Source organism: Bacillus sp. FSL W8-0640, assembly GCF_038007725.1.
GTDB lineage: Bacteria > Bacillota > Bacilli > Bacillales > Bacillaceae_G > Bacillus_A > Bacillus_A cereus.
Genome location: NZ_JBBOXT010000001.1, coordinates 4,932,060 through 4,947,113 on the forward strand (window position 1 = coordinate 4,932,060; position 15,054 = coordinate 4,947,113).

Here is a 15,054-nt window from a genome sequence, read left to right on the forward strand (position 1 = left end):
ATTTTACCACGAATACCTATAAAAAACCTAAAAAAACGAACAGATATTCGGTAAAGTTTTCGACAATATACACATAGAAAAAGGAAGGAGTAAATACTTCCTTCCTCTACTAATTCTATTTTTTAGGTACATATACTAAGTCATATCCATTGCGCCCAGCTTCATTCATACAATCTATTAACCGATAAGTACTTTCTGATTCGCGCTGCTCTTTAACAATACCTTTACAACTATCTTTATGTAACCCTTTATCCTTCCCAGCAAATTTGTCTTTTCTATTATCTGACACATAAAATATATCGTTCCCACTATACTCTAACGTTTGAAAAATCGGGTCCCCTTCAAGGGTATACTGTACAATTCTTATTTTATCAACTTCCCTTTGCTCGACATTCAAAACGAACTTTTCAAATTTATCTAGATTGAGAATTCCTGCTCCCTTTACAATGACATCATTCTTCTTATCAATTGTAGTGCTAGATGGTGAACATGCTACTAAACTAAAGAGAAATAGACTTATAAAACTGGTTCTTTTTCCTATTGTCATCCTCTCCTATAAAAATTATTTGTATACCAGAAAAGCTACTTTCAATTATGAAAGTAGCTATTCTTTTCCTTTCTCCTTCTTCGGAAAAATCACATATGAAAATGAAATCGCTGTATCAACTAAAAATATAATCGCCCACACTTGACTCACGCGACTTGCAGCTTTATTTAAAACGATTCCCGATTCTAACCAATTACCCCATTGTTCAAATGGAATAAATCCATACGCGAAGAAAAAGAATATGTGCACACCAACGAATAAAACAAGATGTAATACCCAATTTTTTATTTCCTGCTTTGCATAGGCCATACCTGTTAATTCTACCTGTTCTTCAATAATAGGCGCCGGTTCATTACGCCATTTCGCAACTGATTTTTGTACAAATATATCAAGCTTCTTTAAATCCTTTTTCCCGTAGAAAACTGCATATAATAAAATGATTACAGTAATAATCTGAAAGTTAGAGAACTTTCCTGTTTGATAATAGTCCACTACCCCTAAAGTTAAAATAAATACTTCATTTACGAGGAGTACAATCCCCATAATAAAACTCGCTCTTTTCAAACGGAATCCGTAGCGAAGTAAAAAGAAACCGATAGCTGATAACCAAAATACAATTTCTGCCCCAATTAAAAAATACCAACGATATTCTGCGAGTATACTCATTTATCCTTCTCCCTTTCATCATAAATACGAAAAGCCTCATCCATATATGCTAAAAGTTCTTCTTCAATTGGATACATGCTCATTTTCTGTGAATCTTCCTTCGATTTTCTAACTTCCCATAACTTATCTAAAAACGCTTCGTCACCATTAGCCATTTCTAAACATTTCTGCATTAATTTCTTCGTTGCCTCTTGTACTTCATCACTTGCGACTTCTTTACCGTCTTTCATAAAAGTACGTAATTGCTTTAATAAATCTACCCATTCTAAAACATTCGGATCTTCCTCACTCATATTTGGCAAATTCTGAAGCAATTTTTGTTCTTCCTTTGAAAATACTTCATTTTGAAATATTTCACGTATACGAGGAGACTGTTTTGAAAGCTGAATAAGTTCAAACATAACTTTCCAATCAAGTTCTCCCTCTACATCTACCGAATAAACAACTGCTTGTAAAACACGCTCCATTCGATTAAATTTCTTTTGTTCTTCCTGTACAAACCGAAGTTGTTTTTCAAGCGAATTTTTTAAATCCAGCTCACCTTTTACTAACATATTCGCAGCTTCTTTTAATGAAAATCCCATTTCTTTCAAAAATAAAATTTGTTGCAAACGAATAACGTCATTTTCACTATATAACCGATGTCCACCCTCTGTTTTTCCGCTCGGCTTTAATAAATCTATTTGATCATAATAACGTAGTGTACGTACTGTAACCCCTGTTTCTTTCGTCAATTCTTGTATTGAAATCACTACCATCACCTCTTCCCTCTCATTATAAAAGATGACGTTACGTAACTTTCAAGCGTTTTGTAAAAAAAATACAAAAAGCTGTTTATACAAAGTGTATAAACAGCTTTTATGGAAATAACCCCTTTTGTATGGCGCGCCCACAAAATAAAATAAGTGCTCCAACAACAACACTCGTTGCCGTTTTATGATAATGGGCTAATAATAATAAATAATACGATAAACCTACAGTACCAATCATAATACAAATGCTCGGCACTGGATTACGAGAAAAGTTTTGCATTCCCCAAAGAAGCGAAAATATAGCTGTAGCGACACATAACACCGGTAATCCCATCCCAGTTCCCCTTTTTCTATCTATTATTCCTTGTTGCTAACACGCTCGTTGATGCGATACTAATTAATAAATCAAAACCAATCCTTATATATTTAAACGTTTACTCTAATTGAAATCTCTCAAGCTTATCATTTATTTTCTTTCTCCTTACTCCAGCGTAAATATTTCCTCCACCTTCACTCCAAAATACTTGGCGATTTTTAAAGATAACTCTAGACTCGGATTGTAATGATGGTTTTCAATCGCCACTATCGTCTGCCGCGTCACCTGCATCGCCTTTGCCATTTCAACTTGCGTTATATGATTTTGCTTTCTTAACTCTTTTATTTTATTTTTTACACCCATAGGCTCCACCTTCAAAAGTAAAGATATCTTTACTTAAATTATAAATATTTTCCAGTTATAAGCAAAGATATCTTTACAAATTTTAGAAAAACGTTTCACTGAACACCTACTCTAATAAAGTACAAGAGTAATTCAATTTATATCAGCGCAACTTAAATTATATCGGCGATTTCCCAAATATATCAGCGCAACTCCATTTATATCGGCGATTTTTCAAATATATCGACTTACCGACAAATATCGACATCCGTAGCGCTACTATAATCATAAGAAAAAGCTGTCCCCAAATACCTTCGGGAACAGCTTTCTCCTCTACTACATAAATCCTAGCGCATATACAAGAACGTATCCAAGAACCGATAAGCAAACCGAGCCAATCAGCCCCGCCACGAACGCTTTGCTTCCTAACTTACGGAACGTTTTAAACTCTACATTTAAACCAAGTCCTGCCATCGCCATTGCGATTAGCATATAAGCAATGACAACAATGTATCCCGCAACAACTTCTGGAATAATCCCGAGCGAATGCACGGCACTCATCGCTAAAAATCCGAAAATGAACCATGGAATTGGAAGGTCGCGCCACGATCTTTTTTCCTTGCTTCCTTCACTCTTTCCAAACCATAATCCAATTAAAATTGCTACTGGTACGAGCATTGCAACGCGCGTTAACTTCACGATAACTGCGATGTCTACAGCTGTACTTCCTCCTGGCGCCGCAGCTGCGATAACATGAGCAATTTCATGCAGCGTGGCCCCTGAGAATACACCGTAACCATATGGAGATAGGCCAAGCACTGGATATAATAACGTATAAATAAGCGTAAATATCGTACCTAAAATAGCAATAATTGCAGCCCCAACTGCCGTTTCATCATCTTTTGCTTTCACTTGCGGCGCAATTGCCACGACCGCTGCCGCCCCGCAAATTGCTGTACCACATGCTGTTAAAATCCCAAGTTTCTTTTCTACCTTAAATACTTTCGTTAGTCCATATACAACGAAAATCGTAAATGTAATAACAACCGCTGCGATGACCAATACTTTCGGCCCTGCCTTCGCAATATCAACAAGATTTAATCGCATTCCAAGTAAGATGATTCCAAAGCGCAGCAACTTCTTACTCGCAAAGTTCGTCCCTGCAATCGCATCTTGAGGGACTCCAATTGCCGCACGCCAAACCATCCCAATTAGAATAGCAATTACTAATTGTCCCATAATATTTAAAAATGGAAGCTCTGCTAAATATTTCGCGGCAATTGCGATTAATAATGTAATCCCAATTCCTTGCGAAAATCCAAAACGCTTCTTCTTTTGTATAACAAGTGTTTGTTCCATTTTGAACCACTCCAATAATCGTATTGGAACATGCATGTTCTTTCTACTTACATTATAAGAGAGTTTCTATAATAAGTTTAATACCAATACCAAATCTCTATCATTAGAAATACTTATGATAAGATAATAGAAAAAGAAAGGAGCCCATTATATGAACGTAGACATTTTAAAAATTTTTGTTACTGTCGTTGAACAGAAACACTTCTCCCGTGCAGCAGAATTATTAAACCTTTCACAGCCTGGAGTAAGTATGCATATACGCAACTTAGAAAACGAATTTGGCACTACACTTATTCAACGCTCCCCGAAGCACGTCCAAGTTACTGAAGCTGGAAACATATTATATATACATGCAAAGCAAATGCTCTCTCTTTACGAAGATGCTAAACAAGAAATTAATGAACTACATAACGTTGTAACAGGAACACTTCGCATTGGTGCTAGTTTTACAATTGGCGAATACTTACTTCCAAAAATACTGGCTAACTATGCGAATGAAAATCCACACGTCGAAGTTCATACTTTCATCTCAAATACAGAAGACGTTTTGCAAAGCCTTCGCTCTAATCAAATTGATATCGGCCTAGTGGAAGGACAAGTCGTATACGCCGACGTAGATGTTGAAACATTTATGCAAGATGAAATGAAGCTCGTCGTCCCGCCAAATCATCCATTACTCCGCACAAATGAAATAAATGAAAGTACACTCCAAGATCAAGTATGGGTATTAAGAGAAAGTGGTTCTGGTACACGCGCTTATAGTGACCGCTTTATTCATCAACACCATTTAAAAATGAAACGATTCTTTACATTCAGTAGTATCCAAAGCGTAAAGGAAGCTGTTAGTGCCGGGCTTGGCATCGCTATCCTTTCTGATTGGACTGTACGGAAAGAGCTACTAGCAAAAGAACTATTCCACGTCGAAGTTCCAAATGAACAACTCATCCGTCCATTCTCCATCGTGCGCGGCAAATATTTTATTCCGTCTAAAGCTATTCAAGTGTTTTTAAATCATGTAGATTCCTTTGCGAAAAAACAGCATTGACCTTCACATTAGTGTGAAGGTTTACAATACATGTAAAAGGAGTGAAACACATTGCGAATTGGAGAGTTATCAAAAGAAACTGGCATTAGCGAAAGATCTCTAAGACATTATGAAGAAAAGGGGTTACTCCCTTCGAAACGCCTCGCAAATGGTTACCGTGATTTTGATGAAAGTGCCATCGAAAAAGTGGAGCTTATTCAAATGTACTTACAAATTGGCTTAAATTTAGAAGAGACGGCAAGGATGCTGCGCTGCCTTGAAATTGAACCGCACCTGTACGACAATCCGTGCAGCAGTATCCTTACGCTTTACGAAGATAAACTCAATGAAGTAACAAAGCAAATCTCATTGCTTTCCAACATCCAAACGAATTTGCAAAAACACGTTTCACTCCTAAAACATGCAAAAGAAAAGGGATGATTACATGTTTGTTATACATGGCAGTTCAAGACAAAACGGAAATACAGAAGCTTTAACACATATGATGATAGAGGACATTGAAACAGAACAAATTTATTTGCGTGATCATACCGTCTATCCTATTACAGACCAACGTCATGATGCAGAAGGATTCCAATCCGTAAATGATGACTATGAGCAGTTAACGAAACGCATGCTAGAACACGACACGATTATCTTTGCTACACCATTATATTGGTACGGAATGAGTGGACATATGAAAAATTTTGTTGATCGCTGGTCACAAAGCTTGCGCGATACATCCCTTCATTTCAAAGAAAAAATGAAAGGCAAAAAAATGTATGTTGTCATCGTTGGCGGGGACAACCCAAAGGTAAAAGCATTACCGCTTATTGCTCAATTCCAATATATCTTTGATTTTGTTGGCTCTTCATTTGAAGGTTATGTTATTGGGAATGCGAATGGACTGGATGAAATTAAAAACGATGCTGAGGCGCTGGCAAAAGCACAATTGTATAATGATAAATTCAAAAATAGCGAACAGAAATAAGTTTGACAAACCCTTTTGTATGCGCATACAATAAAAGTAATATTATGAAAGGAAGGTACTTTGACCAATGAAGTTCTAATTCTCTTATTTATTTCATCCATCACAAATAGTGAACAAAAATGATGAAAACTAGCAGGGGATTAGTCTGTCCATTTGTCGATACTTTCTTTCGAAACGATCATGTAAAAAATCGTTTATTTATGTACGATTTTTTACATACAAGGGCGACGTTTATCCTCTCTAGTGAAACTAGGGAGGTTTTTTTATGACTATTTTATTCGCAAGTAATATTGAAAAGAGCTTTGGTGATCGCACACTATTTACATTACCATCACTGGAAATTCAAGCACAGGATCGCATAGGAATTGTCGGAGTCAACGGAGCTGGTAAATCTACGTTATTACAAATATTAAGTAAAGAAATAGAAGCTGACAGAGGCATAGTAACTCATCATAGTTCTATCAGCATCATTCCTCAGCTTAGCGAAGAACTACCGGAAACTGCTTCTTCTCTTGCAAAAGGAAAATGGAGTATTTCAAACGTTACCGACGCAATGAGCGGCGGTGAACGAATGCGGCTAAAGATCGCTCATGCTCTCGAACAAAATGCAGGCATTTTATTCGCTGATGAACCAACAAGCCACTTAGATATGGTCGGTACAGAGCAATTAGAAAAGGCACTTTCATCTTATAAAGGAGCACTTGTTTTAATATCGCATGATCGTGAATTTCTAGATAATATATGTACCAAAATTATTGAAATTGAAGATGGTACTATTCAAGAGTATAAAGGGAATTATTCCAACTATCGAAAACAAAAAGAACGTGAACGAATACAAAAACAAGCAGAATATGAGCAATATATACAAGAAAAAAATCGTTTAGAGCAATCCATTCTACAAAGAAAGCAACGTGCTTCTAACATGACAAAAATCCCAACGCGGTTCAGTTCATCTGAATCTAGACTTTATAGGTTAAGTGGGGCTCATGGCCAAGAACAGGTTAGCAAAGCAGCGAAGGCATTAGAGACACGTCTCGAAAAACTAGAAAAGAAGGAAAAGCCAAAGGATCTTTCTCAAGCTCAATTTGACGTGCAATACCATACTCCCATTCATAGTAAGGTGGCAGTACAATTCAATAAAGTAACAAAGAAAATAGGCGACCGCACACTATTTAAAAATATGAATGGAACTATTGCCCCTGGTGCAAAGCTTGCCGTTTTAGGGGCAAATGGAAGCGGCAAAACCACTTTGTTCAACATGCTTCTCACAAACGAGCGTGGCATGCAGCTATCGAAAAGTTGTAAAATTGGATACTTCGAACAAACATTATCTATTTTAAAAACAGATAAAACCATTTTAGAAAATGTTCTAGAAGAAACAAACTATACAGAAGCATTCGTTCGCACAATACTTGCACGACTTCTATTCCGCCGTGAGGATGTTCATAAACCTGTGCACGTTCTAAGCGGGGGTGAACGAATGAAGGTTGCACTCGCAAAAGTATTTTTAGGAAACTATAATATGCTTCTGCTAGATGAACCGACAAACTATTTAGACTTAGCGACGCAAGAAGAATTAGAAACCATGTTACAAGAATATCCTGGCACAATACTTTTCATTAGCCATGACCGTGCCTTTATTCGCTCTGTTGCAGACCATATTCTACAAGTAGATGAGAGTGAACCAAGAATCTTCCACGGTAATTACGAGCAATACACAAAAAGAACCACCGGAGCTTCTGTAAACGTTACTGAGCAAGAATTGTTACGATTACAAACAAAATTAACAGAAGTCATCGGCCGGATTTCCATTCCAAATCATCACGATGACATCACATCTCTCGAACAAGAATACGCAAAATTATTAACTCAAATTCAAAAATGTAAAGAAGCGCTCTAATGTCTTCCCTATATATCGACGGGGCCTTCCACATTTCCCAAGAAATATTGAAACTTCGACATACAAAGTAAAAAGCCGTGCATCAGCACGGCTTTTTACTTTATATGCGGACAGCAGTCCCGCTCACCGCAACCATTAACATACCTTCGCGAACTACTTCGTAATCCACGTCGATACCAACAATTGCATTTGCATTTTTTTGTCTTGCGAAAGTTTTCATCTCTTCCATTGCGATGTCGCGTGCTTCTTTTAATTTACTTTCATAAGCGCCAGCACGACCACCGACAACGTCACGAACAGAAGCGAAAAGGTCACGAACGATATTCGCACCCATAATCGCTTCTCCATTGACGATATCGATATACTCAATAATTTCTTTTCCTTGAATTGTAGACGTTGTTGTTACAATCATACTTTATAGCCTCCCATATGAGATTTTTACCTACTTATGGTGCACTAATTCAGTACAAATTATATTTACGAACTAAACTGAGCTTCGTATAACCTACTGTATCCTCCGCCTTGCTCAATTAATTCATTATGTGAACCTTGTTCTGCAATGCCATCTTTATTTACAACGACGATGCGATCTGCATTTTTAATCGTTGCAAGTCTGTGAGCGATAACTAGCGTTGTGCGACCGACAGCTAATTCAGCAAGCGATTTTTGAATCGCAAGTTCTGTCTCTGTATCTAGTGCAGAAGTTGCTTCATCCAATATTAAAATTGGCGGGTTTTTCAAGAACATACGAGCAATAGCTAGACGCTGCTTTTGTCCACCTGAAAGTTTCACGCCGCGCTCACCGATAACAGTATCTAAACCTTCCGGCTGTGAGTAAATTAAATCTTCTAACTGCGCACGTTTTACTGCCTGCCAAATTTCAGGCTCTGATGCCTTTAAATTTCCGTAAGCGATATTTTCACGAATTGTTCCTGAAAATAAGAACACGTCTTGCTGCACAATTCCAATTTGCTTACGAAGTGAAGATAATGTCATATCTTTCGTATCAATCCCATCAATTTGAATTGATCCAGATGATTGCTCATAAAAACGTGGTAATAGGCTACATAACGTCGTTTTCCCAGCTCCTGATGGTCCAACGAACGCAACCGTTTCACCTGCATGTATTTTCAAACTAATGTCATTTAAAATTGGTTCTTTATTTTCATATCCGAACGTAATGTTGTTATATTGAATATCACCATGTACATGTTTAACTTCCATTGCATCTTTAGAGTCTACAATGTCAGGCTCTGTTTCAAGAAGCTCTACATATCTTTTAAAACCGGCGATTCCCTTCGGATAGCTTTCGATTACCGCGTTAATTTTTTCAATTGGGCGGAAGAAAATATTCGTTAATAGAACGAATCCGATAAATCCACCGTACGTTAATTCTCCTTGCAGAACAAACCATGTACCGCATATTAAGACGAAGAGCGTTACGAGCCGCATGAGCATATAACTAATCGATGAATTTAACGCCATAATTTTATACGCCATTAATTTCGTTGTACGGAAACGAGCGTTGTTGACAGCAAATTGCTCTTTCTCAAACTTTTCATTTCCGAATGCTTGTACAACACGAATTCCCCCAACATTGTTCTCAATGCATGCATTAAAATCAGCAACGTCTGAGAATAAACGTCTAAATGTACCTGTCATTTTTTTATTAAAGTAAAGTGCTAACCATAATAGGAATGGAATGACGAAGAACGTTAATAACGCTAACTTCCAGTTGATCATCATCATAAATGAGAATGCCCCAACTAAAGTCATTACGGCGATAAATAGATCTTCTGGTCCATGGTGAGCAATTTCCCCAATTTCCATTAAATCGTTTGTAAGGCGTGAAATTAAATGACCAGTTTTATTATTATCAAAAAATCTGAATGATAGCTTTTGAATATGATCAAATAATTTCTGCCTCATATCTGTTTCAATGTTAACACCAAGCATATGTCCCCAATATGTAACGACATATTGTAAGCCTGCATTTAACATATAAACTGCGAGTAAACCGAAACAAGCCCATAAAATAAGCGTCCAGTTTTGCCCTGGCAATAACTTATCAATAAATTGATTTACGATAAGCGGGAAGCCGAGTTCTAATAATCCTGCGACAACCGCACAAGAAAAGTCGAGTATAAATAAACCTTTATACGGTTTATAGTACGAGAAAAATTTAAGCAGCATATCTTACCTCCATTTTCCAAAATTAAAAAGACTCCCTAAATGATAACCATTATCAAATAATTATTCAAGTTATCCGTCTATGAAACTGAAAATAAGCTTTGCGATAGTTGTCGTTTTTTGCTGGAAAGTCGATATATTCGAATAATCGCCGATATATTTCGAGTTGCGCTGATATATTTGCAAAATCGCCGATATATTTCAAGTTGCGCTGATATATTCGGATAATCGCCGATATAAATTTCATTTACTAACTACTCTCCCCTCCCCCAAAAACAAAAAAGGTACCACCACAAGGTGATACCTTTCCTTCTATTACATCGCTTCCGAATCCCACTCATGCTCCTGTTCAACGAATACAATACCTAATTCGTGATGCCCACCAGCATATAATGCAGTTTGTGCAAGACGAAGCTCACCATTTGTATCTAATACTTCTAATTTACAAAATGCTCCTGTCGTCTTCGTTTGAAGCGCATCATAAAATTCCTCGGCGCTTTTTGGAATGACTCCATTTACTTTCGTAATAATTTCTCCAGGCAGTAATTTTAGCTCTGCTCCAATTGTATTTGGAATTGTATCTAGTACAACGAGCCCATCATTGCGTGCAGCAAAATATGCTGGTCTTGTTTCATCGGCAATTTTCTCTTGCATCGAGATTGTGAAACGCCCAAGCATTGCGACTCCCATCGCGATAATTGCAAGTACGTGCCACCAATAACTTGCGATTCCTAAAACGAGCACAAGTCCTGCTAATCCATAAACACGTCTTCCTGTAAATAATAAAGCTTCCGTCGGCTCATAACTTTTAATCTTTCTCATAAATCCAATTAAAAATGGAACGAGGAATAGAGAATATGTATTTGAACCGATTGAAACGACAGGCCACCATGAAATAAACTGCGTTACCGCATCACCCGGTACAAGAATAAAAATAGGAACGATCCATAAACGCTTTGATTCGTGTAAACCAATCTTTAATCCACGCTTCCCCTTCCTAATCCTCGGCGTCGAATATCCTACTGCGTTTTTAGAAATCAATAAGCCTTCTACAATAAGCATAACGCCTAGTAAAATAACAAGGGATACAATGGTACTCTCTTCACCTTCTCGAAGCTGTAAAAAGGAAACTGGTAGCTTAGAAGATAATAGAACACATACAATCGCAATGCTAAATGTATAAGCCGCCGATAAATATCGATACATAGCCGTTAATCCAAATAGTAACGTCCAAATTAAAATGGCCCATAAGCTCGCTTTAGAAACAACAAGTCCAAGCCCAATCGTAACAATAGATACTACTAATCCGTATCCAATCCCTGCCAATAGAGAGGTTCGCAGTTCAAACCAAATATCATAAACTTTAAAAGAAAAATCTTTTCGTTCTCTTAACATACGTAAGTATCCAACGAAGATACTACTTATTACAAATATATAGACAGCAGGGTGTAAGAAAAAACGTCCAACTGCCCGCATTATTTCAAAAATCCACGCCTCCATGAACTCATTCACCACCATTTATATCATTCTTTCTTTTTATATTATCATAACTAAACAAACGTTTGTTTAACACAAAAAAATACAGGCAGCAAACTGCCTGTATTTCTTCTTATTTTGCCATTAATTTTAATGCTGACTGTAATTGTAGATCATTTTCTCCAGAACGAATTTTTTCGATAATTTTAGTTTGAATCGCTTCAGCTGTCTTTTTATCAAGCTGTCCTGTCGCTTCCATCTCATTTGCATTTTGGAATGCTTTCAGAGCCGATTCTGTCTCTTTACTAAAGTATCCATCTTCACGACCTGGTACATACCCTAAGCTCTTAAGCATTTCTTGAGCATGTTTTACTTGTACATCATTTGAATTGTATGAAAGTGTTTTTTCAATTTGAATTGGTGTCGCATGATAATAATTTGGTTGCTTCACTTCTACTGTTGGCGCGATTCCTTTTTTATGAATCCAGTTCCCATCCGGTGTTAACCATTTAAACATCGTTAATTTAATGTTGCTGCCGTCTTTAAATGGAACAGCTTGCTGGACAGTACCTTTACCAAATGTCTTTTCACCAATTAAATCGTATCCTTCTCCTTCTTTTAGCGCACCCGCTAAAATCTCTGAAGCAGAAGCACTTCCATTATCAATTAATACTGAAATTGGATATGGTTTTCTCTCTTTCAGTTCCGTAGAGAATTTCTTCTTCTCACCATTTCGCTGCTCTACTTGTAGCATCGGCTTTTTATTCGTCATAATTTCCCCTAGTATATCTTCTACACTATTTAAATAGCCACCAGGATTACCACGTACGTCAATAACTAAGCCTTTTATATTTTTCTTCTCTAACTCTTTTAACTGATCCTTAAATTCTTTCGCTGTATTTTCAGCAAAAGAAGTGATTTGCATATAACCGATATCTTTTCCACTCTCTTGCTTCACAGAACTAAATACTGTAAAGATTGGAATCTTTTCACGCTTAATTTTAAATACGATCGGATCAGTTACTCCCGCACGTTTAATTTCAATTGCGACAGTCGTTCCCTTTTTACCACGAATTTTTAATACCGCTTCTTCACGTGATAAGTCTTTCACACTGTTTCCATCTACAGATAAAATTTGGTCATTCGGTTTAATTCCTATCTTTTCTGCTGGTGAACCTTTAATTGGCGATACGATAATAAGCTTACCGTCCGTCTTGTTCACCTCAGCCCCAATCCCCTCTAATTCGGGATCAAGCGATTCACTAAACTGTTTGGCTGTTTCTTTATCCATATACGTGGAATAAGGGTCCTTCAGCGTAGACAACATACCTTGTATTGCACCTTCAACTAACTTTTCATCTTTCACGTCTTCCACATAACGTGAATCAATTAGTGCATACGCCTCATTAATTTTTGCCAAATTCCCTTGCGCAGTGCTAGCATTCCCACTCGAAATTGTTTGCGTTACTTCTGATGGGTTAACCCCAAATACAGACATGCCTGCAAACATTCCGCCAGCACCAATTAAAAATGCAACAACCATTCCAATAATTGCAACTCTACGTTTCAATGCGGAATTCCCCTTTCCAAAACACACAGGTGGTGTAGCAAAAGGCATCACACAGTGTGTGATGCCTTTACCTATTTCTACTATATGATAAGCTTGTACGAATTATGTTTGCAACTTTTTATACTTTTAAGAAGCGACGAATTGACATTACACTTCCCCACATACCGATTAAAGCACCGATTAACACTAGTAAACCAGCTAATTGGAATACGAACGGACTGTATGGTAGAAGCTCGAAAATTGTTCCGCCAAGTTTTTCATTAAACACACCTTGCAACGAATTATACGTAATTAGAATTAGGCCAATTGGAATAATTGATCCTAATACTCCTAAGAATAATCCCTCTAGCAAGAATGGCCAACGAATAAACCAGTTTGTTGCACCAACAAGTTTCATAATTTCAATTTCTGTACTACGAGCATAAATTGTAATTTTAATTGTATTAGAGATTAAGAACATCGCTGTGAATAAAAGACCAGCAATTAACGCAATCCCAATGTTACGACCAGTTTTTACAGTATCAAATAATCGTTCAACTTGTCCTTTTCCGTACTGAACATTACTAACAAACTGCATTTTTTCAACCTTCTTCGCGATTGTCGCTGTATCGGTTGGTTCTTTTGCTTTTACAACGAATACGTTTTTAAGTGGGTTATCTTGTTCAAATAACTCAAACGTTTTTCCACTATCACCTAAGCTTTTAATTAAACGTTTTAACTCTTCTTCTTTAGAAGAATATTTAATAGAATCTACTTTTGCAATCTTACTCATATCTTCTTCTAATTTCTTTTGATCCGCTTCTTTTGCAGCTGGATCAATGTGTACACGAATCTCTACATCTTGCTCTACTTTCGTCGCAAAATGGTTCATATTCATAATCGCTGTTAAAAAGACACCTACAAGTAATAATGTAACTGTTACTGCACTAACAGAAGCAAATGTCATCCATCCGTTACGTGATAGATTCTTTACACCTTCTCGCAAATGTCGACTAAGGGTCTTAGCCTTCATATCCGTATCCTCCCTCAATCTCATCTCGAACAATTTTTCCGCCTTCAATCGCGATTACACGATGACGGATTGTATTTACGATATCTGCATTATGCGTCGCCATAACGATCGTTGTGCCGCGCTCATTAATGCGAGTAAAAATATTCATAATATCAAGAGCTGTTTCAATATCTAAGTTACCTGTTGGCTCATCGGCAATTACAACCTTTGGTCTATTTACAATTGCTCTTGCAATAGCCACACGTTGTTGCTCCCCACCTGAAAGCTCACTTGGAAGTGCGTCTGCACGATCTTCAAGGCCTACAAGACCTAGAACTTCTGTTACACGCTCACGAATTGCATCCGGTTCTTCTTCAATTACTTCTAAAGCAAACGAAACATTCTCATATACCGTTAATTTAGGTAGCAATTTAAAATCTTGGAAAATTACGCCTAATTGACGACGAAAATACGGAACGTCTCTTTCTGCCAATGTTTCGATAGTAAGTCCATTTACATTAATAGATCCTGTAGATGGTTTCTCTTCACGATACATCATTTTAATAAATGTAGATTTCCCGGCTCCACTCGGTCCAACTACGTATACGAATTCACCTTGTTTAATGTTAACTGTAAGACCAGCAATGGCTTTCATACCATTCGGGTACTCCTTATAAACATTCGTCATTTTTATCATTATTTATCACCCAATACTTAATGATTTTTTTCGAAATACTTTTCTGTACATCTGAAAATAAAAGACATCCTTCATTTTCATTTAGTCATCCTTGTTGAAGGTAGTTTACTTATGCTTTCTCATAAGCAATACCACTCTATGTAATATATTTCAGCAAAATTCTACAAACCCCATTGTAACATCAAACGGTTTCCAATTTGGATACATTTTTGTTACAGTTATGTTACATACCA

16 protein-coding genes are annotated in these 15,054 nt (G+C 37.0%); 4 read left to right on the top strand and 12 right to left on the bottom strand.

Going from position 1 to position 15,054, the window contains the following annotated elements:
- Nucleotides 1-115: 115 nt before the first annotated feature.
- From N2V80_RS25625 to N2V80_RS25650, 6 genes are all read right to left on the bottom strand, one after another.
- A complete protein-coding gene (locus N2V80_RS25625) occupies nucleotides 116-547 on the bottom strand; it encodes a DUF4362 domain-containing protein (protein WP_000152001.1) in 432 nt (143 codons plus the stop codon).
- A gap of 57 nt (nucleotides 548-604) precedes the next feature.
- The gene (locus tag N2V80_RS25630) at nucleotides 605-1,213 is read right to left on the bottom strand and encodes a hypothetical protein (protein WP_000025224.1); all 609 of its coding nucleotides are present in this window, start codon (nucleotides 1,211-1,213) and stop codon (nucleotides 605-607) included.
- Nucleotides 1,210-1,971, bottom strand: coding sequence for a MerR family transcriptional regulator (locus N2V80_RS25635; RefSeq protein ID WP_000260337.1), 762 nt, complete (start codon nucleotides 1,969-1,971; stop codon nucleotides 1,210-1,212). Before N2V80_RS25635 ends, N2V80_RS25630 begins: the two co-directional genes overlap by 4 nt.
- A 100-nt stretch (nucleotides 1,972-2,071) precedes the next feature.
- Nucleotides 2,072-2,299 carry a hypothetical protein gene (locus N2V80_RS25640; RefSeq protein ID WP_000524139.1) on the bottom strand — a complete coding sequence of 76 codons (228 nt, stop codon included), beginning with the start codon at nucleotides 2,297-2,299 and terminating at the stop codon, nucleotides 2,072-2,074.
- Nucleotides 2,300-2,446: 147 nt separating this feature from the next.
- Nucleotides 2,447-2,644 (bottom strand): helix-turn-helix transcriptional regulator, encoded by a 198-nt coding sequence (locus N2V80_RS25645; RefSeq protein WP_000538364.1) that lies wholly within the window; start codon nucleotides 2,642-2,644, stop codon nucleotides 2,447-2,449.
- A 315-nt stretch (nucleotides 2,645-2,959) separates the two neighbouring features.
- Nucleotides 2,960-3,982: a YeiH family protein gene (locus N2V80_RS25650; RefSeq protein ID WP_000438439.1), complete on the bottom strand. Its 1,023-nt coding sequence runs from the start codon at nucleotides 3,980-3,982 to the stop codon at nucleotides 2,960-2,962.
- A gap of 151 nt (nucleotides 3,983-4,133) precedes the next feature.
- Here N2V80_RS25650 and N2V80_RS25655 point away from each other — a divergent pair, with 151 nt between their 5' ends.
- The 4 genes from N2V80_RS25655 (at nucleotide 4,134) to abc-f (ending at nucleotide 7,897) form a co-directional block, all read left to right on the top strand.
- Nucleotides 4,134-5,027 carry a LysR family transcriptional regulator gene (locus N2V80_RS25655; RefSeq protein ID WP_001099986.1) on the top strand — a complete coding sequence of 298 codons (894 nt, stop codon included), beginning with the start codon at nucleotides 4,134-4,136 and terminating at the stop codon, nucleotides 5,025-5,027.
- A 51-nt stretch (nucleotides 5,028-5,078) separates the two neighbouring features.
- The gene (locus N2V80_RS25660; protein WP_001219181.1) at nucleotides 5,079-5,447 is read left to right on the top strand and encodes a MerR family transcriptional regulator; all 369 of its coding nucleotides are present in this window, start codon (nucleotides 5,079-5,081) and stop codon (nucleotides 5,445-5,447) included.
- 4 nt (nucleotides 5,448-5,451) lie between these two features.
- Nucleotides 5,452-5,997: a flavodoxin family protein gene (locus tag N2V80_RS25665; protein WP_061655232.1), complete on the top strand. Its 546-nt coding sequence runs from the start codon at nucleotides 5,452-5,454 to the stop codon at nucleotides 5,995-5,997.
- 265 nt (nucleotides 5,998-6,262) lie between these two features.
- Nucleotides 6,263-7,897, top strand: a complete 1,635-nt coding sequence (abc-f, locus tag N2V80_RS25670) for a ribosomal protection-like ABC-F family protein (RefSeq protein WP_061655231.1) — start codon at nucleotides 6,263-6,265, stop codon at nucleotides 7,895-7,897.
- Between the two features lie 100 nt (nucleotides 7,898-7,997).
- Here abc-f and N2V80_RS25675 read toward each other — a convergent pair whose 3' ends face one another.
- The 6 genes from N2V80_RS25675 to ftsE form a co-directional block, all read right to left on the bottom strand.
- Nucleotides 7,998-8,309, bottom strand: coding sequence for a heavy metal-binding domain-containing protein (locus tag N2V80_RS25675; protein ID WP_000637523.1), 312 nt, complete (start codon nucleotides 8,307-8,309; stop codon nucleotides 7,998-8,000).
- 65 nt (nucleotides 8,310-8,374) lie between these two features.
- The gene (locus N2V80_RS25680; protein ID WP_061655230.1) at nucleotides 8,375-10,090 is read right to left on the bottom strand and encodes an ABC transporter ATP-binding protein; all 1,716 of its coding nucleotides are present in this window, start codon (nucleotides 10,088-10,090) and stop codon (nucleotides 8,375-8,377) included.
- Between the two features lie 312 nt (nucleotides 10,091-10,402).
- On the bottom strand, nucleotides 10,403-11,587 hold the full coding sequence (locus N2V80_RS25685) for a PDZ domain-containing protein (protein WP_061655229.1): 1,185 nt from the start codon (nucleotides 11,585-11,587) through the stop codon (nucleotides 10,403-10,405).
- A 109-nt stretch (nucleotides 11,588-11,696) separates the two neighbouring features.
- The gene (locus N2V80_RS25690; protein WP_000830313.1) at nucleotides 11,697-13,133 is read right to left on the bottom strand and encodes a S41 family peptidase; all 1,437 of its coding nucleotides are present in this window, start codon (nucleotides 13,131-13,133) and stop codon (nucleotides 11,697-11,699) included.
- Nucleotides 13,134-13,251: 118 nt separating this feature from the next.
- Complete coding sequence (gene ftsX, locus N2V80_RS25695) at nucleotides 13,252-14,145, bottom strand: permease-like cell division protein FtsX (RefSeq protein WP_000645027.1); 894 nt, start codon at nucleotides 14,143-14,145, stop codon at nucleotides 13,252-13,254.
- Nucleotides 14,135-14,821 (bottom strand): cell division ATP-binding protein FtsE, encoded by a 687-nt coding sequence (gene ftsE, locus N2V80_RS25700; RefSeq protein ID WP_000594321.1) that lies wholly within the window; start codon nucleotides 14,819-14,821, stop codon nucleotides 14,135-14,137. The genes ftsX and ftsE overlap by 11 nt, the downstream gene beginning before the upstream one ends.
- Nucleotides 14,822-15,054: the final 233 nt, after the last annotated feature.

Bases quoted from the DNA above. Each gene is read 5' to 3' on its own strand.
- N2V80_RS25685 (WP_061655229.1), bottom strand. From the start codon at position 11,587: ATGGAGGCGTGGATTTTTGAAATAATGCGGGCAGTTGGACGTTTTTTC.
- ftsX (WP_000645027.1), bottom strand. From the start codon at position 14,145: ATGAAGGCTAAGACCCTTAGTCGACATTTGCGAGAAGGTGTAAAGAAT.
- N2V80_RS25650 (WP_000438439.1), bottom strand. From the start codon at position 3,982: ATGGAACAAACACTTGTTATACAAAAGAAGAAGCGTTTTGGATTTTCG.
- N2V80_RS25625 (WP_000152001.1), bottom strand. From the start codon at position 547: ATGACAATAGGAAAAAGAACCAGTTTTATAAGTCTATTTCTCTTTAGT.
- N2V80_RS25630 (WP_000025224.1), bottom strand. From the start codon at position 1,213: ATGAGTATACTCGCAGAATATCGTTGGTATTTTTTAATTGGGGCAGAA.
- N2V80_RS25665 (WP_061655232.1), top strand. From the start codon at position 5,452: ATGTTTGTTATACATGGCAGTTCAAGACAAAACGGAAATACAGAAGCT.
- ftsE (WP_000594321.1), bottom strand. From the start codon at position 14,821: ATGATAAAAATGACGAATGTTTATAAGGAGTACCCGAATGGTATGAAA.
- N2V80_RS25675 (WP_000637523.1), bottom strand. From the start codon at position 8,309: ATGATTGTAACAACAACGTCTACAATTCAAGGAAAAGAAATTATTGAG.
- N2V80_RS25680 (WP_061655230.1), bottom strand. From the start codon at position 10,090: ATGCTGCTTAAATTTTTCTCGTACTATAAACCGTATAAAGGTTTATTT.
- abc-f (WP_061655231.1), top strand. From the start codon at position 6,263: ATGACTATTTTATTCGCAAGTAATATTGAAAAGAGCTTTGGTGATCGC.
- N2V80_RS25655 (WP_001099986.1), top strand. From the start codon at position 4,134: ATGAACGTAGACATTTTAAAAATTTTTGTTACTGTCGTTGAACAGAAA.
- N2V80_RS25640 (WP_000524139.1), bottom strand. From the start codon at position 2,299: ATGGGATTACCGGTGTTATGTGTCGCTACAGCTATATTTTCGCTTCTT.
- N2V80_RS25645 (WP_000538364.1), bottom strand. From the start codon at position 2,644: ATGGGTGTAAAAAATAAAATAAAAGAGTTAAGAAAGCAAAATCATATA.
- N2V80_RS25635 (WP_000260337.1), bottom strand. From the start codon at position 1,971: ATGGTAGTGATTTCAATACAAGAATTGACGAAAGAAACAGGGGTTACA.